The sequence below is a fragment of the Sporosarcina quadrami genome, from assembly GCF_014836615.1.
GTDB classification, from domain to species: Bacteria; Bacillota; Bacilli; order Bacillales_A; family Planococcaceae; genus Sporosarcina; species Sporosarcina quadrami.
On record NZ_JACSQN010000002.1, the window covers coordinates 212,668 to 233,060 of the forward strand.

The window sequence follows — 20,393 nt, forward strand, 5'->3', positions numbered from 1 at the left end:
TATTTAAAAATGGGAGTGAAAAAACATGACGGGCGAAATGGTCATAACGATAGCGGAGCGTGCGATATGGGTCATTTTGTTAGCGTCTGGCCCTCTATTGATTGTTGCATTAGTTACAGGATTGGCGGTCAGCATATTTCAAGCTACGACACAAATACAAGAACAGACATTGGCGTTTGTTCCAAAAATTATTGCAGTACTAGTTGCAATTATATTTTTTGGTCCTTGGATGCTGTCTAGAGTAACTGCTTATGCATCAGACATCTTTGAAAACCTAGTTAGGTATATAGGGTGATGTAATGGAAGATTTACTGCCATCGTTGGCTGTTTACCTACTCATACTGACGCGAGTCACTGCATTCATCGTCACGGTCCCATTGTTTTCATATCGTGCCATTCCAACGACACAGCGTGTTATTTTTGCCGCATTATTGGCGTGGGTGATGGTATATTCTATTGATGCTCCGGAACTTCAAATAGACGGTACATACATACTTCTTATTTTAAAAGAGGCCACCGTTGGCTTATCCATAGGAATCATTGCTTACATAGTCATGTCGGCGATTCAAATTGCAGGCGGATTTATTGATTTTCAGATGGGTTTCGCAATTGCTAACGTAATTGACCCTCAAACGGGAGCGCAATCACCGTTACTCGGTCAATTTTTTAACGTCTTAGCGATGTTATTGCTACTTACATTGAACGCTCATCACATGCTGTTGGATGGGATCTTTTACAGTTATCGCTTTATCCCAATGGACGTACTTTGGCCAGCATACGGAGACGAGAGACTTATAGAATTCATTGCACGGATATTCACAACGACGTTTGGCATTGCTTTTCAAATGTCCATACCAATTGTTGCTACATTATTCTTAGTAGATCTTGCATTAGGGATTACTGCGAGAACTGTCCCGCAATTAAATATTTTCGTTGTCGGTTTCCCGATTAAAATCGGTGTAAGTTTCCTTGTACTTGTTACGATGTTTACTGTCATGATTTCAATGATGCGAAAGTTGTTTGAAATTATGATGTCAGCTATGAGGGATTTGATGATCATCTTAGGGGGTGGCTGAAATGATGATTCGTTTGAATTTACAATTCTTCGCGGGGGAAAAGACGGAAAAAGCCACTCCTAAAAAACGTCTTGATTCTAGAAAAAAAGGTCAAGTACTAAAAAGTCAGGACGTTACAAGTGCTATTGTCATGCTTTTCGTTTTCATGTTTCTTTTTTTTGCTGCAGGTTTTATGCGTGACCGTTTCTATACTTTTTTTACACATACGTTCACTGAGTTCGTGCCGATTACCTCATTGGATGCGGACGGGGCGATGATGATTTATACGACGATGCTTACGCAAATGGCTTTTATCCTTCTCCCAGTCATGGTAGTTGCCGTCCTTGCGGGTATAATAGGGAATCTAGCTCAATTTGGCTTATTGTTTACGAGTGAGCCACTAAAATTCGATTTGAAAAAGATCGATCCAATTAAAGGGTTAAAACGGATATTTTCTATCCGTGCACTAGTGGAATTGATGAAGTCCTTACTAAAGATTTCTTTTATAGGATCAGTAACAACATTGCTTATCGTCATGAATATTGAGAAGGTGCTTGGTTTGGCATTTAAGACGCCAAAAGACACGATGATTGTCGTCGGACAGTTAGTGGCAATGATGGGCATTATCGCATCATTTGTCCTGTTGTTCATATCAATCTTGGATTATTTTTATCAGAAATATGATTATGAAAAAAACCTGAAAATGTCCAAACAGGATATTAAGGATGAATATAAAAATACAGAAGGGGATCCGATTATTAAATCCCGCATTAAGCAACGTCAGCGAGAAATGGCGATGAGAAGAATGATGCAGGAGGTCCCTCAAGCAGACGTTGTTATTACAAACCCGACCCACTTTGCAATTGCACTTAAATATGATGATGACCAGATGGATGCGCCAGTTGTTGTTGCGAAAGGCGCAGATTTCATCGCACAGAAGATAAAGTTGATTGCGAAAGAACATGAAATAGTTATGGTCGAAAACCGACCACTTGCAAGGGCCCTATATGATGATGTAGAAATTGGGGACCGGATCCCAGAAGAGTTTTTTAAAACAGTTGCTGAAATTTTAGCATACGTTTACCGTATTCAACAGAAAATCTAAGTATATTATGAGAAAGTAGGGATGACATGCAGTTTAGAGATATTGGTGTGTTAGCGTCAGTCATTATGATTGTCGCGATGCTCGTCATCCCGTTGCCAACTTGGCTTTTAAGTTTTCTAATTATCATCAATATTACATTGGCGCTAATGGTGTTACTAACATCCATGAATATGCAGGAAGCTTTGCAGTTTTCCATATTCCCATCATTACTACTCTTATTAACGCTATTCCGACTCGGACTGAACGTTTCTACAACACGTGCAATCCTTTCAAAAGGGGATGCAGGAGGAGTCGTTGACACGTTTGGTACTTTCGTAACTGGAGGAAATGTCGTCGTCGGTCTCGTCGTTTTCGTAATCTTGATCATTATTCAGTTCATTGTTATTACAAAAGGTTCGGAACGTGTATCTGAAGTTGCTGCACGTTTTACACTTGATGCAATGCCAGGGAAACAGATGAGTATTGATGCAGATTTAAATGCGGGCATGATTTCAGAGACGGAAGCGAGAACACGTCGAGAAAAAGTTAGTAATGAAGCGGATTTTTACGGAGCGATGGATGGAGCTACAAAATTCGTAAAAGGTGATGCGATTGCAGGCATTATTATCGTTATCATTAATTTGCTCGTTGGAATGATTATTGGTGTTGTCCAAATGGACTTGCCATTTGCTGAAGCAGCTGCACGATTTTCACGATTGACAGTAGGTGATGGAATCGTCTCGCAAATTCCTGCGCTACTAATCTCGACAGCTACAGGTATTGTTGTAACTCGAGCAGCATCTGAAGGAAATCTTGGTACAGATATTACGAAACAGCTATTGGGACAGCCTAAATTACTTATCGTTGCAGGAATTACAATATTCCTATTAGGTTTGTTCACCCCGATTAGTAACTTGTTTACAATACCTGTTGCCGCGGCATTAGGTATTGGAGCTTTCATGCTTTCCAGGAAGCCTGAAGAGAATCCTGATGAATTGTTGGAGATGGAAGAGGAAGTTGAAACGGAAGGATTGAAGAGCCCGGAAAACGTTGTCAACTTATTGAATGTGGATCCGATTGAATTCGAATTTGGTTACGGTCTAATTCCTTTAGTCGATGCACAGCAAGGCGGAGATTTGTTAGATCGTGTCGTTATGATACGAAGACAGCTTGCACTGGAACTCGGACTCGTCATTCCAGTCGTCCGGATTCGAGATAATATTCAATTACAACCGAACGAATACCGCATTAAAATCAAAGGCAATGAGTTGGCTAGAGGTGAACTTCTTCTTGACCATTATCTAGCGATGAGTCCAGGCGGGGATGATTCCATAATCGGGATTGATACGATCGAACCATCATTCGGTTTACCTGCTAAGTGGATTACAGAGGATGTAAAAGAAGATGCTGAAATAATGGGATACACTGTTGTCGATCCGCCAAGTGTCGTCTCTACCCATCTGACAGAAGTAATAAGAGCGAATGCTGCAGACCTTATCGGAAGACAAGAAACAAAACAACTTGTAGATCATGTTCGTGAAACGTATCCAATTCTTGTAGATGAATTAACACCAACGCCGTTATCGATTGGAGAAATTCAGAAAGTACTCGCAAAATTGTTGAATGAGAATGTTTCCATACGAAATCTTCCTATTATATTTGAGACGCTTGCGGACTATTCGAAATACTCTTCAGATATTGACTTACTTACTGAATACGTCAGACAATCTTTGGCTAGACAGATTACTTCACAATACTCGACCGGCAAAGATGCATTAAAGGTGCTGACAGTTTCGGGCAAAGTGGAGAAATTGATTGCTGATAATATTCAACAGACAGAGCAAGGAAACTACTTGTCAATCGATCCTTCAAGTTCTCAAGAAGTGTTGGAATCGATGGCAAGAGAAATTGAAAGAGTCGCATTAATGGATCAATCGCCTGTTGTTTTATGTTCACCTGCAGTCCGAATGTATTTACGTCAAATTACAGAACGTTATTTCCCTCAGATACCTGTATTGTCATACAATGAGCTTGAGGCTTCAATAGAAGTCCAAAGTGTTGGGGTGGTGGATATTTAATGAAAATGAAAAAATACACAGCCGACACGATGGTGGAGGCTATGAAAAAAGTGCGTTCGGATTTCGGCGAAGATGCTGTCATTCTTAGCTCATCAGTTATTAAAACGAAAGGTTTCATGGGTTTCTTTCAAAAAAAATCTGTTGAAGTAGTAGCTGGTTTCGATGAACCGATTATCCCGAAAAAAGAATCTCTATTCTTTGAAAAACAACAGTCTCCACCTGTATTTACAGAACAGAAAACAGATCCCGAAATGAAAAAAGAGATGGCAGAAATGAAAAAAATGCTTCAAGAAATGAAGCAGACTTCTGCATATGAGAAATTCCCTACGAACTTATCGAAGTTTCTTTCTATGTTGGAGAGTCAGAATCTCTCTCAAGAACTTCTATTTAAAATTGGTGATGAAATTTCCACTAAAATGAAAGCTGAAGTGAAAGACTTTACGATTAAGGAACAGGTAGAACTTGCAAAAACTATACTCAAAAATGAATTCTCAAATCAGCCATTTGGCGGCATTTCATTTGAACGAAAATTCATTAATGTCCTGGGTCCAACAGGCGTCGGCAAAACAACAACCATTGCAAAGATTGCAGCAAGAGCTCTATTGGAACATAAAAAGAAAGTCGGATTCATAACGACTGATACATACCGAATTGCGGCAATTGAACAGTTGAGAACTTATGCTAATCTATTGCAAGCACCAGTCGAGATTGCATATAACAATGCAGACTTCAAAGATGCAATCAATAAGATGAAAGATTTAGATCTCGTGTTCATAGATACAGCGGGTAGGAATTATAAAGAAACGAAATATGTTGATGATGTGAAAAAACTTATCGACTTTACACTTGATATGGAAAGTTATCTAGTGCTTTCTGTCACTTCAAAAGAAGAGGATATGAAAACGATTGTTGAACGATTTAAATCGTTTCCAATTGAAAAGTTCATCTTCACAAAAGTGGATGAGACAAGCTCTGTAGGCCCTATTTTTAATCTCATGAAACAATTTGACAAAGGGATTGCTTATTACACCGATGGCCAAGAAGTTCCTGAGGATATTACAGAAGCAGAACTAGACACGCTTCTCAACTTGTTAATGGCAGGTGTCGATCATGCATGATCAAGCGGAAGCATTACGTATGAAAATGTTGAAAGCACAAGGTGAATTGGCAAAATCGATTGCAATTGTCAGCGGTAAAGGCGGCGTTGGAAAGTCCAACTTCTCAACTAATTTTGCCTATTCACTTCGTATTAAAGGTAAAAAAGTCATTGTTGTAGATATGGATATAGGAATGGGTAACATTCATATTCTGCTAGGTGTAACACCCAAGTATAGCTTAAAAGATTATTTACTTGGCTACCAAACACTGGATGATGTTATTAATACTGAAGATGGAGGAATGACATTCATTTCTGGTGGATCGGGAATGGATTCAGTGCTTGATTGGTCGGAAGATATGTTTGAACGGTTAATAAGCGCATTCGAACAACTTCAAAAAGAGTATGATTTCATCTTATTTGATATGGGTGCTGGCGCAACCCAACGTTCAATCGAATTAATCATTGCTGTTGATGAAGTAATTGTCATTTCTACAACCGAACCGACATCGATTACGGACGCGTACTCTATGATGAAGTTTATCTGTCTGCAAGATCCAGAAAAGAAATTCAACATCGTCTCTAATCGTGTATCCAAACATGATGATGGAAATGAAGCTGTGACACGTCTACAGTATGCGATGCGAAAGTTTTTAAACAAAGAGACGTCTATTTTAGGATTACTTCCAGAAGATCCATCTGTTCATAAAGCAGTTTTGGCTCAAAAACCTTTTATACTGCTTTATCCCAATGCACTCATATCAAAAAGGATGTCTGCGATTACTGATCAATTTGTACAAGCTAATCAGATCTCAGAAAAACAGGGTTCAGGCTTTCTTGGTAAGCTGAAAGGGATTTTTTCGAAAGGGCGTGAATGACATGAGATCCACCGAAAGTTTGAAAAAAGTTCTTGTCGTTGACGACTCAGCATTTATGCGAAAACTAATTTCAGACATGCTTTCTAAGCACCCTTTGTTGGAAATTGTCGGGATTGCACGAAATGGGAAAGATGCATTGGCAAAAGTTGTGGAATTGAAACCTGATGTCATCACGATGGATATTGAAATGCCATTGATGAATGGTCTTGAAGCTTTACAGCAAATAATGAAACACCAGCCAACCCCTATTGTCATGTTGTCGAGTACGACCGAAACTGGAGCGCGGAACACGATGATGGCTATGGAGTATGGTGCAGTAGATTTCATTGCCAAACCGGGAGGACCGATTTCATTAAATCTTCAAGATGTTGAACAGGAGATTATTGAAAAGGTTGTTGCAGCTTCAAAGGTTAATGTCAAACACCTTGTCAATGAATATAACGTCCAAAAAAGCGAAAAAAAAATACAAGCTAAACCTATTGAAACATCTATATATGATTCATTAATTAACCCTCCCAAAAAGCACATCACATCAGAAAAAAATCTTTTTTCCAAAATGTATGAGACTTTTGTTATAATAGGCACATCGACAGGGGGACCTCGGGCACTCCAAGAAGTGCTGACACGGTTACCGGCTTCACTGCAAGTTCCTATACTAATCGTCCAACACATGCCAGCAGGATTCACTAAATCACTAGCATTGAGATTAGACGGGTTAAGTGAAATCCGCGTTAAAGAAGCAGAAGATGGAGAAGTTTTAGAAAAGGGAGTCGCTTATATTGCTCCTGGAGGCAAGCACATGAAGATGAAGAAATGTTCATTAGGATACTGTGTACTTCTTGATGATAGTGAACTTCCCCGTAAAGGGCATCGTCCCGCTGTAGATGTGCTATTAGAATCAGCTGCATTACAAAACGGCCTACAGTTTGTAACCGTTATTATGACGGGAATGGGCTATGACGGTAGAGAAGGGATGCAGAAACTGAAAGATGCCAATCCAACTATCACTATCGCAGAATCGGAAAAGACATCTGTCGTTTATGGCATGCCAAAAGCTATTAATGATGCCGGACTCGCAGACCGCATTGAAGATCTACAGAACATATCAACAGCAATAATCGAAACATTACAACCATAAAGGGGGCGTCATGATGGACACAAATCAATACCTTGAAATGTTTTTGGATGAAAGTAAAGAACACCTTCAAGCATGCAACGAACACTTACTGGAGCTTGAAAAAAATCCGGAAGACTTGGCAATTGTCAACGAAGTTTTCCGTTCTGCCCATACGTTGAAAGGTATGTCAGCAACAATGGGGTATGAAGATATTGCCGATTTGACACACAAGATGGAAAACGTATTGGACGCAATTCGTAATTCGAAAATTAGTGTCAGTACAGAAATCCTTGATGTTGTGTTTAAAGCTGTCGATTATCTGGAAGAGATGGTGATGGATATCGAGGCAGGTGGTTCAGGAAAGAAAGACGTACAGGATCTTGTCAATGCACTGAACAATATTGAAGCTGGTCATGAAGCAATTACAACTTCCGTTATGGAAACATCTGCTACGACTTTAGAAGTTGTGCAAGCTCAAGATATGCCGAAAACTGAACTGAATTATGATGAGTATGAACTAACTGTCATCAGCCAATCGCAAGAACAAGGCTTTAATGCACTTGAAGTTACCGTTACACTAAGAGATGATTGTCTTCTTAAAGCAGCTCGGGTGTTCATGGTCTTTGAAATTCTTGAAAAAGCTGGAGAAATAATTAAATCAAAACCAGATGTTGAATTTTTGGAAAATGAAGATTTTGATGCGTCATTTACTGTTGTTCTTCTTACTAAAGAAGATTCAGTTGCAATTCAAGCGAAAGTTATGAAAGTGTCTGAAGTTGAAGATGTTTTAGTGACGGAACTGACAGCAGAATCGTTAATACAAGGTAAGCGTGATAAAGAAACATCTTCACAGTCTTTAGAGCAAGAAACAACTGCAACGGAAGTTGTTGTCAAACAAGAGACCGCACCAGAAAAAAGCAAGCGTTCTACAAACGCTTCACATGCAAACAAGACGATTCGAGTAAATATCGATCGTTTGGATATTTTAATGAATCTTTTTGAAGAGCTCGTTATTGATCGAGGACGATTGCAGTCGATAGCAAGTGAATTACATAATCCTGACTTGAACGAAACAGTTGAACGAATGACACGTGTTTCAGGTGACCTTCAAAATATCATTTTAAATATGCGGATGATTCCTGTTGAAACGGTGTTCAATCGCTTCCCTAAAATGGTTCGTCAACTTGCACGTGATTTGGACAAGAAGATAAATCTGGAAATTATCGGTGCTGAAACTGAATTGGACCGTACTGTTATTGATGAAATTGGTGATCCGTTAGTTCACCTTATACGAAATGCATTGGACCACGGCGTTGAAACGCCAGCAGAGCGTATCGCAAAAGGAAAGCCTGAAGAAGGAACAGTTACATTGCGCGCATATCATTCCGGCAATCACGTTTTCATAGAGTTGGAAGATGACGGAGCTGGCGTTAATAGAAGTCGAGTTTTAAAGAAAGCGATTGAAAGAGGAATTGTCACAGAAGAAGTTGCCGGTTCTATGACAGATAAGCAAGTAGCAGAACTTATTCTTGCCTCAGGATTCTCCACTGCCGAAAGTATCACTGACGTATCAGGCCGTGGAGTCGGTTTGGACGTTGTGAAAAGCACGATTGAATCACTTGGTGGACATATAACGATTGAGTCGAAAGAAGGCCAAGGCTCATTGTTCCAAGTGCAGTTACCACTAACACTTTCCATTATTTCGGTTATGCTTGTCAATTTGGAAAAAGACATTTACGCAATTCCGTTATCGTCGATTATTGAAACTGCGATCATTCAAAAATCCGAAATTCTAAATGCACATAACCAGAAAGTAATTGATTTCAGAGGAAGCATAGTTCCACTTGTCAATTTGAAAGGGATTTTCGAAATGGAAAATGCGAACAAAATGGATGAATATCAGTCTATAGTCATTGTGCGTAAAGGTGATAAATTAGCTGGGTTACTCGTTGACTCTTTCATCGGACAACAGGAAATCGTCTTGAAATCATTAGGAAACTATTTGCAAAGTGTCTTTGCCATTTCAGGAGCGACAATACTTGGAAATGGACAAGTTGCCCTAATAGTGGACTGTAATTCTTTAATTAAATAGATAGATAGGAGGGACTATTATGGCTCAATTTGGCGAATTAGTTGCACGAGAAGAAATGAAAGTAATTGTATTCCAATTGATGGAAAAAGAATATGCGATTGAAGTGGACGTAGTTGAATCGATTGAAAAATTGATTTCCGTTACAGAAGTACCTAGAACGCCATCTTATGTATATGGCGTTATAAACCTTAGAGGGCTTGTTACACCAATTGTCGACCTTCGCGAACGCTTTGGGTTAGAAGTGAAAGCGCTAGATGATTCGAGTAGAATCATTATCGTTTCGATGGAAGAGTTTGAAGTTGGACTGATTGTTGATGACGCAAATGATGTATTTGATATTCCATTGTCATCGATTGAACCACAACCTGAAGTCGTAGGTACAATCGAATCTGAGTTCATCGCAGGTGTAGCGAAAGTAGATAACCGGCTATTAGTGTTATTAAATCTTGAAAAGATTTTAGAGCCATTGAAGCGAGTGACTTCTGATGAGTTCTAACGAGCAGATTAATGATTTGCATCTTGATGTACTAAAAGAAATTGGCAATATTGGTGCAGCTCATGCAGCGACAGCTATGTCGCAATTACTTGGCCGTAAAATTGAAATGCTTGTCCCGAATGTCAATCTCGTTTCTTTTGATGAAATGTTTGAATTAGCAGGTGGCGCAGAAAAAATAGTGGCTGGAATCTTCTTGCGTATACAAGGGGATTTGTCTGGCAGTATGTTTTTTGTGCTTCCTGTTGAATCAGCAAATCAGTTCATTAGAAATTTAATACAAGATACAACATTCGATTTCAACGAGGTTCCTATTTCTGAAATGGGCGTCTCTGCAATGCAAGAATTAGGCAATATTCTTTCAGGTTCTTATTTATCTGCTTTATCCGATTTTACAGGACTGAATATCCATCCGACGGTGCCATCGTTAAGTGTAGATATGGTTGGGGCAATTGTCAGTTTCGGTTTAATTGAAGTATCCCATTATAGTGACGAAGTCATTGTTATTGATACACGCATCATTGATGAAGGTGATGAAGAAAGTTCGACTATTAATGGCCACTTCTTACTTCTACCAGATCCAGAGTCCTATTTAACAATTTTCCGATCTTTAGGTGTACTTTGAAATGAGCACAATGAAAACTGTCATCAGAGTAGGAATTGCTGACATGAATATTGTCAATATGCCCAATACGATTCGGACATCGGGACTTGGCTCTTGTGTAGGCGTAGTATTATATGACGAAGTGAAAAAGATAGCGGGACTTCTTCATGTCATGTTACCAGATTCAAGTTTAGGAAGATCGGATAATATTAATTTAGCAAAATTCGCAGATACGGGTATATATGCATTAATGGAGTTGTTGAAAGCTGAGGGCGTACGGCCACTTTCTTTAAAAGCGAAAATTGCAGGTGGAGCTCAAATGTTCCAGTTTGGTACAAGTGATTCAATTCGAATAGGGCCGAGAAATGTTGAAGCGGTTAAAAAAGAGCTCGCACGGCTTTCTATACCAATTATTGCCGAGGATACCGGTGGCTCGAGTGGGCGTACGATAGAATTTGATCCTGCCACGAAGATGCTAAGTATTCGCACGGTTAATGCAGGAATTAGAGAGATATGATTTTTCTGCATTTAGATGCCGATCATAGTTGTATGTGATTATTCATGTGTACTTGTCAGCACACGCAATTTGTAAAATTTCACGAAAGCGGCTGAACGGTTCAGTCGCTATTTTTTTAAATCTTTTGCTATACTAAACTAAATCATTACCCTGGATTATATGGATACTGGATAAGAGCAGGTTGGAGGTGAGCGATTCAATGTCCAAGAAAGAGATGACTGAAGAAGCATATTGGAACCTTTGGACGCACGAAAAAGATGCCGAAGCCGGTGATTGGCTGGTCCGCACATATACACCACTCGTCAATTACCACGTGCAACGTATAAGTTCAGGTCTGCCTAGGAATGTTTCTAGAGATGATATTATGAGCTTAGGATTACAAGGCTTGTTTGATGCATTAACGAAATTCGACCGAAGCAGAGATTTAAAATTTGATACATATGCTTCTTTTAGGATTAGGGGCTCTATTATTGATGGTCTTCGGAAAGAAGATTGGTTGCCACGCTCTTCAAGGGAGAAATCAAAGAAACTTGAGGAAGAAATCAGTAAACTTGAACAACAATTATTGCGACATGCCACACCGGATGAAATTGCTGCACATCTCGGTATAACAGTAGATGAAGTTTATCACACCGTCCATGAGCATTATTTTTCAAATGTACTATCAATGGACGACCGCATGAATGATGATGATGATGAGGGGCAGAAGTCATTCGTCATTAAAGATGACGTGGAACGGTCACCCGAGCATCATATTATGATGGATGAGCTTATAGGAGATTTAATCTATAAAATTAAGGAACTCAACAAAAATGAACAACTTGTGCTCAATCTTTTCTATACGGATGAAATGACATTGACCGAAATTGGAGAAATATTAAGTCTGTCAACTTCTCGTATATCACAAATTCATTCAAAGGCCTTATTTAAACTACGTAAGCTTCTTTTACCTGAAATTGTCGATGGAGGGATTTTATGAGTCTAAAAGCAATTGAACTCCAGATTGCTATTCCGAAAACATATGATGCAGGTAGAATTGCTGAACAAAAACAGCAGCAGTCTCAACTGAATCAAGAACAGGCACAAGCTTTGACTGAAAAGCAGCTACTTAAAAGTCGGGATAGTGTTATACAAACTGAGAAATCGGCAAAAACGGATGCGGACACAAAAGAAGGAAAACAGGATGGCAAAAGAGCTCATGATGAAAAAGAACTAAATGAAGAGGAAAAGGAGACAGTGCACCCGTATAAAGGGTCATTCGTCGACTTTACAGGTTAACACCCATGCTAGCTGTGTTTTTAGTATTATTGTTTATTTTGCAGATATTTAGTTTTTACATCATTGCTCTTCTCTATATGAAAGTATCCAAATTCAGTGACCTTGAGAAAAAGCAACAGAAATTGATGGCGGAAATGGATGATGCAATCGGCGCTTATCTCAATGAACTGAAAGAGGAGAATGATCGTCTCATTCAAATAATCGATAAAAGATCTGCTAATACGGTTCTTATTCGTGAGCATGTGGAAGAGAAAACAAAAAAGACGATTGAAGATTTGGCAAATGATCAAACGGATACTTTCTCTATGAAACCTCTGAAATTTCCAGTGAATGTAGCTCTGAAATCCTATCAATCATCCGTTCCAAAAGTTGTTAATGAAACAGAAGAGAACCAATATGAAGAGAAAAAGGATGTTCGTTCTGTCGCGATACGCATGAACGATGAAGGTAAATCGATTGAAGACATTGCTAAGAAGCTTGGAAAAGGTAGGACAGAAATAGAGTTGCTTTTAAAATTTAAATGATTGTAGTTGCGTTCATTTAAACGTTATGGTATATTATCAAATGGTGTTACTACACACGTATGTGGACGAAGGAATAGGTGCCGGAAGGTCTGTCCGACGGATGAAACATGCGGAGGAATCCAACCAAACAGGAGGAATAACAAATGTCAGTAATTTCAATGAAACAACTGCTTGAAGCAGGGGTGCACTTCGGACACCAAACTCGTCGCTGGAACCCGAAAATGAAGAAGTTTATCTTCGTTGAGCGTAACGGAATCTACATCATCGATCTTCAAAAGACAGTGAAGAAGCTTGAAGAAGCTTATGACTTCATGCGTCAAGTTGGAGCAGACGGCGGTAAAGTACTTTTCGTAGGTACTAAAAAGCAAGCACAGGATGCTATCAAAGAAGAAGCAGAACGTGCAGGCATGTACTACATCAACCAACGTTGGCTTGGTGGTATACTTACAAACTTCGGTACAATTCAAAAGCGTGTTGCACGTATGAAGAAAATCGAAGCAATGGAAGAAGATGGCACATTCGCTGTACTTCCTAAAAAAGAAGTTTCCGAATTGAGAAAAGAACACGATCGTCTAGTTAAATTCTTAGGCGGTATTCGTGATATGAAGACACTTCCGGACGTAATCTTTGTCGTGGATCCACGTAAAGAGCGCATCGCGGTTGCTGAAGCAATCAAATTGAACATTCCACTTGTCGGAATTGTAGATACGAACTGTGATCCGGACGAAATCGACTATGTCATTCCTGCGAATGATGATGCAATCCGTGCGGTACGTCTATTGACTAGCAAAATGGCAGATGCTTTGATTGAATCTAGACAAGGCGCTGACGAAGAGGTTTCTGAAGAAGAAAACCAAACTGTAGCTGCAGAGTAAGACTACATGACCAGACGATAAGCGGCCAACCCCCTTATCGTCTTTTTTAAAGACTTACGATACACAACATTACTATACTGGGAGGAACTACTAATGGCTATTACAGCACAAATGGTAAAAGAATTGCGTGAAAAAACTGGCGCAGGTATGATGGATTGTAAGAAAGCATTGACTGAAGTTAATGGTGATATGGAAGCTGCGATTGACTTCCTTCGTGAAAAAGGTCTATCAAGTTCAGCTAAAAAAGCTGACCGTATTGCAGCTGAAGGTACTACTGCTATTCTTGTAAAAGACAATGAAGCAGTAATTTACGAAGTGAACGCAGAAACTGATTTCGTTGCAAAGAACGAAGCTTTCCAAACGCTTGTTAAAGAACTTGGTGAGCACTTGTTGACAACTAAGCCTGCTTCAATCGAAGAAGCTGTCGAATCTACAATGGAAAATGGTCTTTCAGTAGCTGACCACATTTCTAATGCTGTCGCTAAAATTGGCGAAAAGTTGACTCTTCGACGCTTCGAAATTAGAACGAAGACAGATAACGACGCATTCGGTCCTTACTTGCATATGGGCGGACGCATCGCTGTTTTGACTATCCTTGAAGGTTCTACAGATTCAGAAGCTGCGAAAGATGTTGCTATGCACATTGCTGCGTTAAATCCTAAATACATTTCACGTGACGAAGTTTCTGAAGATGAAGTTGAGCACGAGCGTAAAATTCTTACAGAGCAAGCATTGAACGAAGGCAAGCCAGAAAATATCGTTGCAAAAATGGTTGAAGGTCGTCTTGGTAAATACTTCGAAGAGATTTGCGTACTTGATCAAGCGTTCGTTAAGAACTCTGACCAAAAAGTCCGTGATTTCGTCAAGTCTACTGGAGGCACATTGAAGGAATTTGTTCGTTATGCTGTCGGTGAAGGTATCGAAAAGCGTGAAGACAATTTCGCTGAAGAAGTTATGAGCCAAGTTAAAGGTAACTGATAGTTGTTACCGTTATAATTATCAAATTAGGGAACACACTTTTGTGTTCCCTATTTTTCGAGAAAAACATAGTAGACGGAGGGTACATATGAGCGTCCCAAAATACAAAAGAATTGTCTTGAAACTAAGTGGTGAAGCACTTGCAGGTGAAAAAGGATTTGGTTTATCACCTGAAATCATCAAATCAGTAGCAGAACAAGTGAAAGAAGTTATTGATCTTGATGTCGAAGTGGCTGTTGTAGTAGGTGGAGGAAATATATGGCGCGGCAAAATCGGCAGTGAAATGGGAATGGATCGTACGACTGCTGATTATATGGGAATGCTTGCAACAGTTATGAATTCTCTTGCACTTCAAGATGCTCTTGAGAAATTAGGCGTAGAAACACGTGTATCATCATCTATTGATATGAGACAGGTAGCTGAACCATATATCCGAAGAAAAGCAATTCGTCATCTTGAAAAGAAACGTGTTGTCATTTTTGCTGCTGGAACAGGTAATCCTTATTTCTCCACAGATACGACGGCCGCTTTAAGAGCTGCGGAAATTGAAGCAGATGTAATTCTTATGGCTAAAAATAATGTGGATGGCGTTTATTCAGCAGACCCAATGAAAGATGCAACTGCTGTCAAATATACAAATTTGACATACCTTGAAGTGATTAGCCAAGGACTTGAAGTGATGGATTCAACAGCTTCAACCCTATGTATGGACAATGACATACCTCTCGTAGTATTCTCGATTATGGATAATGGAAATATAAAAAGAGCCGTACTAGGTGAGCCAATTGGTACGGTTGTCAGGAGGAACGGATAATGCCGAAAGAGTTAATGGATCAAACAAAAGACAAAATGGAAAAAGCGATTGGAGCATTTTCAAGGCAGCTTGCATCTATTCGGGCAGGTCGCGCAAATGCATCGTTGCTGGATCGCATTTCAGTTCTGTATTACGGAGCTCCAACACCGCTTAGTCAGATGGCAGGTATTTCTGTGCCTGAAGCTAGGCTAATGGTCATTCAGCCTTATGATAAAACAACATTGGGTGATATCGAAAAAGCGATTTTGAAATCAGATATTGGAATTACACCATCAAACGACGGATCTGTCATTCGACTAGCTGTACCTGCATTGACTGAAGATCGTCGTAAAGAACTCGTTAAAGAAGTAAAGAAAGAAGCAGAAGACTCCAAAATAGGTATTCGTAATATCCGTAGGGATGCAAACGACGAATTGAAGAAAATGGAGAAAAACAGTGAAATCACTGAAGATGAATTGCGTCGCGAAAGTGAAGAAATACAGAAGTTGACCGATTCGTATATTGAAAAGGTCGATGAAGTGGCAAAGGATAAAGAGAAAGAAATTCTTGAAATCTAACTAAGAACTTTTTATAGGCCAAGACGTCCTAATTGCGGGGGCGTCTTTTTTTGCCTATTGATTGGCTATGCTATACATATGATTTGCTACATAATAAGACAAGGTACAAATAAATCGGTGCAAGAAGCATAAGATTAATAAGGTAAAGCAATATTTATATCGGTTATTTGATTCTTTTAAATGAAATTCTGTGCGTCATTTGGTACGATAGATTAGATACTTGCTCAAATAGCAGGCGAGTGGAGGAAACTGAATGCTTGAGAAATTATTACGAAAAAAAACTGTAGAAGTTCAGTCATCTATTTCAGACAGAGTAATGAATGTGAAAAACAGGACAATACCTTCACACGTCGCCATCATTATGGATGGAAATGGGAGATGGGCAAGCCAAAGAAGTTTGCCTCGTATTGCAGGACATCATGAAGGCATGAAGACTGTTCGTAAGATTACACGGATCGCCAATGACATCGGCATTAACGTATTAACGCTTTATGCCTTCTCAACGGAAAATTGGAAACGTCCAAAGATTGAAATCGATTTCTTAATGAAACTTCCAGGGGAATTTCTTACTACATATTTACCCGAACTAATTGAACAGAATGTGAAAGTTGAAATGATTGGCGATACAAGCTCATTACCTACCCATACGCAAGAAGCCATCGCAAGAGCAGTGGAAGCAACTTCATCAAACGACGGGCTAATTTTGAATTTCGCAATGAACTATGGAAGTCGTCTTGAAATCGTGAAAACAGTTCAAGAAATTGTCCAGTTAGCAGTCGCTAATAAAATCTCAATCGATGATATTGATGAATCATTAATTAACGCCCATTTAATGACTGCCCACTTGCCTGAACCTGATTTACTTATTAGAACAAGTGGAGAAGTGCGTTTATCTAATTTCATGCTGTGGCAACTTGCATATTCGGAGTTTTCCTTTACAGATGTGCTCTGGCCTGATTTTGATGAAGCATGCATGTTGAATGCAATAGAAGAATTCCAATTGCGCAATCGTCGTTTTGGAAGTGTGGAAGGAGATAAAGGAGTTTGAAACAAAGAATATTAACAGCGCTAGTTGCATTAGCGGTCTTTTTTCCACTAGTCATAGTAGGTGGCATACCTTTTACAGCTATCATTTATATTATTGCTTCAATCGGTTTATATGAATTATTAAGAATGAAAAATCTGTCCATATTTTCCGTCGGAGGGTTCTTATCTTGGCTTCTACTGACAGTGTTGCTAATACCATCGAATTGGATAAAAGAAGTAGAGCTCACGCTCGGCATTTCTAAGATGGAACTAGTATCGGCTTTCGTTCTTATTTTATTAATATACACTGTCATTTCAAAAAACAAATTCACTTTTGACCATGCTGCGTTTTCAGCGTTTAGTGCATTGTATGTCGGAATTGGTTTTTATTATTTAATAGAAACTAGGTTTTACGGATTTGAGTATGTGTTTTATGCGCTTCTGGTGATATGGATGACAGATTCAGGCGCTTACTTTACTGGTCGAAAATTAGGCAAACGAAAACTGTGGCCTGAAATTTCACCGAATAAGACGATTGAAGGATTTGTTGGCGGGATTGTTGCAGCAATTATTTTTGCATGTGTATTCCAGTATTTCTATCCGCTCGCATCTACCTATTTACTAATGATTATTGTAACAATTGTTGCATCAATCATCGGTCAACTGGGAGACTTAGTGGAGTCTGCTTTAAAGCGCTACTTTGAGGTCAAAGATTCAGGAACACTTTTACCAGGTCATGGAGGAATACTTGATCGTTTTGACAGTCTTCTTTTCGTGTTACCATTACTTCATTTTTTGAATTTTGTCGGTTAATGAAAGGAAGTCGTCGAGTCAATGTTGAAGAAAATTAGTCTATTAGGTGCAACGGGATCGATTGGAACCCAGACGCTTGATATAATTCAATCAAATCCAGAGCAATTTAAGCTTGTATCTTTTTCAGCAGGAAAGAATATTAATAAAGTGAGAGAAATTATTTCTGAATTTCATCCGGAAACTGTTTCAGTACTATATGAGGAGGATGCAAAGAAGCTTGAAACTGATTTTCCTTCTACGCGATTCATACATGGCAAAGAAGGTCTTATCATTGCTGCTGCTCAATCAGGAGCAGACTTACTCGTGAATGCTGTAATTGGCAGTGTTGGTCTTGAACCGACATTACACGCAATTCGTGAAGGCATAACAATCGCAATAGCAAATAAAGAGACATTAGTAGCCGCTGGAGATATTGTCATTAGCGAAGCTAAGAAATATAATGTAGAACTGCTCCCTGTCGATAGCGAGCACTCTGCTTTGTTCCAATCGATGAATGGAGAAAATCCTAAAAATGTTTCTAGACTCATCTTAACGGCATCTGGTGGTAGTTTCAGACATTTGTCTCGTGAGCAGCTTAAAAATGTAACAGTTGAACAGGCATTGGCTCATCCAAACTGGTCGATGGGCAATAAATTGACGATTGATTCGGCTACGATGATGAACAAGGGGCTTGAAGTTATAGAGGCTCATCACTTATTCAATTTGCCATATGAGCAAATTGATTGTTTGCTCCATAGAGAAAGTATAATCCACTCAATGGTTGAGTTTGAAGACACAAGTGTGATGGCGCAGCTAGGTTCACCAGATATGCGTGTGCCTATTCAATATGCTATGACATATCCTGACCGAATTCCAATGCAGAATGCAAAACCGTTACGTCTTGAAGAGATTGGTGCATTACACTTTGAGAAAATGGATTATGACAGATTTAAAGCATTAGCGTTAGCGTATGCAGCCGGCAAAGAAGGCGGGACAATGCCGACTGTCATGAATGCAGCGAACGAAGTTGCTGTCCAATTGTTCATGGATGGAAAAATTCCATTTCTACAAATTGAGGAGCTAGTTGAAAGAATGATGGATAAGCATCAAACGATTGCAAAACCAGATCTTGAGACCATTTTGGGAATTGATTTAACGGTTCGCGAAATGGTGTATAATAGTATAAAGTGAATTTTTGACAATTAGGCCAAGCTGGCCAGTTAAGGTGGTTATTTATGGAAACCGTAATTGCGTTTATTATCATCTTCGGTTCTCTCGTCTTTTTTCATGAATTAGGGCATTTTCTTTTCGCGAAAAAAGCTGGAATTATGGTGCGTGAGTTTGCGATTGGATTTGGACCGAAAATACTCGCCATACGCAAAAAGGAAACATTATATACAATCCGTATTTTACCACTTGGTGGATATGTTAGAATGGCTGGAGAAGATTTTGATACAGTTGAATTGTTACCAGGCTATAGAGTCGGATTAGAATTAAATGAGTTGGATAAAATTGGAAAGATCTATTTGAACAAGGAGATTTCCAACCCTAATATCTTATTCTTAGAAACTGAAACTGCCGATTTGAGCAAAGAGCTTTTTATTGAAGGATATGATGAGGATGGAGAACTTGTAAGGTACGAAGTTTCACGAGATGCCATCATCTATGAAAAAGGACAGGAAACATTAATAGCTCCTGAAGATCGTCAATTTGATTCGAAACCACTAGGTAGTAGGATCATGACGATATTTGCAGGTCCACTATTCAATTTCATTTTAGCTTTCTTCATCTTCTTGGCTTTAGGTCTTATTAATGGAGTTCCTAAAAACGAGCCGATTATCGATGAAGTCATCGCAGACAGTCCTGCATACGCAGCGGGAATGGAAGCCGGTGACTACATTAAAGAAGTAGACGGCACACCTGTTGATAAATGGACGGAATTTACAGAAATCATTCAGAATAAACCCGGTGAAAATGTTCAAATGAAAGTGGAACGTGCGGGTGAACTAGTAACGATGACGATGATCCCTTCTGTGGTGGAGGACTCTGGTAAAAAGTTCGGACAGATTGGTGTCAAGTACAAGCCTGAATTTGAAAAAAGTCCTGTAAAAGCATTGAAATATGGTGCCACTGAGACTGTCACATGGATCCAACGGATTTTCGGATTGCTTGGAGACCTTGTAACTGGTAAGTTTTCAATTGATGCATTAAGTGGTCCTGTCGGCATTTATAAAGCAACGGGAGATATGGCTCAACATGGAGTATTCACGCTTATGAACTGGGCTGCAATCTTAAGCATCAATCTTGGTATTATGAACTTATTGCCATTGCCAGCTCTTGATGGTGGAAGGTTACTCTTCTTTCTTTTTGAAGGGCTGCGAGGCAAGCCTATCGACAAACAGAAAGAAGGCATGGTTCATTTTGTTGGGATCATGTTATTGATGGTCTTGATGCTTGTCGTTACATGGAATGATATACAACGATTCTTCTTTTAAAATAGAAACTACGTAAATTTTAGAACTTCGAGGTGAAATG

22 protein-coding genes are annotated in these 20,393 nt (G+C 39.3%); all 22 read left to right on the forward strand.

Features of this window, described 5'->3' with window-relative positions; translation table 11 throughout:
* Positions 1–25 precede the first annotated feature (25 nt).
* The 22 genes from fliQ (at position 26) to rseP (ending at position 20,353) form a co-directional block, all read left to right on the forward strand.
* Positions 26–295, forward strand: a complete 270-nt coding sequence (fliQ, locus tag H9649_RS03025; RefSeq protein ID WP_191693213.1) for a flagellar biosynthesis protein FliQ — start codon at positions 26–28, stop codon at positions 293–295.
* A 4-nt stretch (positions 296–299) separates the two neighbouring features.
* Positions 300–1,076, forward strand: a complete 777-nt coding sequence (gene fliR / locus H9649_RS03030) for a flagellar biosynthetic protein FliR (protein ID WP_191693214.1) — start codon at positions 300–302, stop codon at positions 1,074–1,076.
* A 1-nt stretch (position 1,077) separates the two neighbouring features.
* Positions 1,078–2,160, forward strand: coding sequence for a flagellar biosynthesis protein FlhB (gene flhB, locus H9649_RS03035; RefSeq protein WP_191693216.1), 1,083 nt, complete (start codon positions 1,078–1,080; stop codon positions 2,158–2,160).
* A gap of 26 nt (positions 2,161–2,186) precedes the next feature.
* Positions 2,187–4,217, forward strand: coding sequence for a flagellar biosynthesis protein FlhA (gene flhA, locus H9649_RS03040; protein ID WP_191693218.1), 2,031 nt, complete (start codon positions 2,187–2,189; stop codon positions 4,215–4,217).
* Positions 4,217–5,335, forward strand: coding sequence for a flagellar biosynthesis protein FlhF (flhF, locus tag H9649_RS03045; RefSeq protein WP_191693220.1), 1,119 nt, complete (start codon positions 4,217–4,219; stop codon positions 5,333–5,335). Before flhA ends, flhF begins: the two co-directional genes overlap by 1 nt.
* On the forward strand, positions 5,328–6,191 hold the full coding sequence (locus H9649_RS03050) for a MinD/ParA family protein (protein WP_191693222.1): 864 nt from the start codon (positions 5,328–5,330) through the stop codon (positions 6,189–6,191). The genes flhF and H9649_RS03050 overlap by 8 nt, the downstream gene beginning before the upstream one ends.
* Before the next feature lies 1 nt (position 6,192).
* Complete coding sequence (locus H9649_RS03055; RefSeq protein ID WP_191693224.1) at positions 6,193–7,329, forward strand: protein-glutamate methylesterase/protein-glutamine glutaminase; 1,137 nt, start codon at positions 6,193–6,195, stop codon at positions 7,327–7,329.
* 13 nt (positions 7,330–7,342) lie between these two features.
* Positions 7,343–9,400: a chemotaxis protein CheA gene (locus H9649_RS03060; RefSeq protein WP_191693225.1), complete on the forward strand. Its 2,058-nt coding sequence runs from the start codon at positions 7,343–7,345 to the stop codon at positions 9,398–9,400.
* Positions 9,401–9,419: 19 nt separating this feature from the next.
* Complete coding sequence (locus tag H9649_RS03065) at positions 9,420–9,896, forward strand: chemotaxis protein CheW (protein ID WP_191693227.1); 477 nt, start codon at positions 9,420–9,422, stop codon at positions 9,894–9,896.
* Entirely contained in the window at positions 9,886–10,518 is a 633-nt protein-coding gene (locus H9649_RS03070) for a chemotaxis protein CheC (protein ID WP_191693228.1), read from the forward strand. Before H9649_RS03065 ends, H9649_RS03070 begins: the two co-directional genes overlap by 11 nt.
* A 1-nt stretch (position 10,519) precedes the next feature.
* Positions 10,520–11,014: a chemotaxis protein CheD gene (locus tag H9649_RS03075; RefSeq protein WP_191693230.1), complete on the forward strand. Its 495-nt coding sequence runs from the start codon at positions 10,520–10,522 to the stop codon at positions 11,012–11,014.
* A 199-nt stretch (positions 11,015–11,213) separates the two neighbouring features.
* Complete coding sequence (locus H9649_RS03080; protein WP_191693232.1) at positions 11,214–11,993, forward strand: FliA/WhiG family RNA polymerase sigma factor; 780 nt, start codon at positions 11,214–11,216, stop codon at positions 11,991–11,993.
* On the forward strand, positions 11,990–12,292 hold the full coding sequence (locus H9649_RS03085; RefSeq protein ID WP_191693234.1) for an RNA polymerase subunit sigma: 303 nt from the start codon (positions 11,990–11,992) through the stop codon (positions 12,290–12,292). The genes H9649_RS03080 and H9649_RS03085 overlap by 4 nt, the downstream gene beginning before the upstream one ends.
* Positions 12,293–12,297: 5 nt before the next feature.
* Positions 12,298–12,816 (forward strand): hypothetical protein, encoded by a 519-nt coding sequence (locus H9649_RS03090; RefSeq protein WP_191693236.1) that lies wholly within the window; start codon positions 12,298–12,300, stop codon positions 12,814–12,816.
* A gap of 143 nt (positions 12,817–12,959) precedes the next feature.
* The gene (rpsB, locus tag H9649_RS03095) at positions 12,960–13,691 is read left to right on the forward strand and encodes a 30S ribosomal protein S2 (RefSeq protein ID WP_191693237.1); all 732 of its coding nucleotides are present in this window, start codon (positions 12,960–12,962) and stop codon (positions 13,689–13,691) included.
* 93 nt (positions 13,692–13,784) lie between these two features.
* Positions 13,785–14,669: a translation elongation factor Ts gene (gene tsf, locus H9649_RS03100; RefSeq protein ID WP_191693238.1), complete on the forward strand. Its 885-nt coding sequence runs from the start codon at positions 13,785–13,787 to the stop codon at positions 14,667–14,669.
* 88 nt (positions 14,670–14,757) lie between these two features.
* On the forward strand, positions 14,758–15,483 hold the full coding sequence (gene pyrH, locus H9649_RS03105; protein ID WP_191693240.1) for a UMP kinase: 726 nt from the start codon (positions 14,758–14,760) through the stop codon (positions 15,481–15,483).
* Positions 15,483–16,040 carry a ribosome recycling factor gene (frr, locus tag H9649_RS03110; RefSeq protein ID WP_191693241.1) on the forward strand — a complete coding sequence of 186 codons (558 nt, stop codon included), beginning with the start codon at positions 15,483–15,485 and terminating at the stop codon, positions 16,038–16,040. Before pyrH ends, frr begins: the two co-directional genes overlap by 1 nt.
* 253 nt (positions 16,041–16,293) lie before the next feature.
* Positions 16,294–17,088: an isoprenyl transferase gene (locus H9649_RS03115; RefSeq protein ID WP_191693243.1), complete on the forward strand. Its 795-nt coding sequence runs from the start codon at positions 16,294–16,296 to the stop codon at positions 17,086–17,088.
* Positions 17,085–17,879 (forward strand): phosphatidate cytidylyltransferase, encoded by a 795-nt coding sequence (locus H9649_RS03120; RefSeq protein WP_191693244.1) that lies wholly within the window; start codon positions 17,085–17,087, stop codon positions 17,877–17,879. Before H9649_RS03115 ends, H9649_RS03120 begins: the two co-directional genes overlap by 4 nt.
* Positions 17,880–17,903: 24 nt before the next feature.
* A complete protein-coding gene (dxr, locus tag H9649_RS03125; RefSeq protein WP_191693365.1) occupies positions 17,904–19,049 on the forward strand; it encodes a 1-deoxy-D-xylulose-5-phosphate reductoisomerase in 1,146 nt (381 codons plus the stop codon).
* A 44-nt stretch (positions 19,050–19,093) separates the two neighbouring features.
* Positions 19,094–20,353 (forward strand): RIP metalloprotease RseP, encoded by a 1,260-nt coding sequence (gene rseP, locus H9649_RS03130; RefSeq protein WP_191693247.1) that lies wholly within the window; start codon positions 19,094–19,096, stop codon positions 20,351–20,353.
* Positions 20,354–20,393 lie beyond the last annotated feature (40 nt).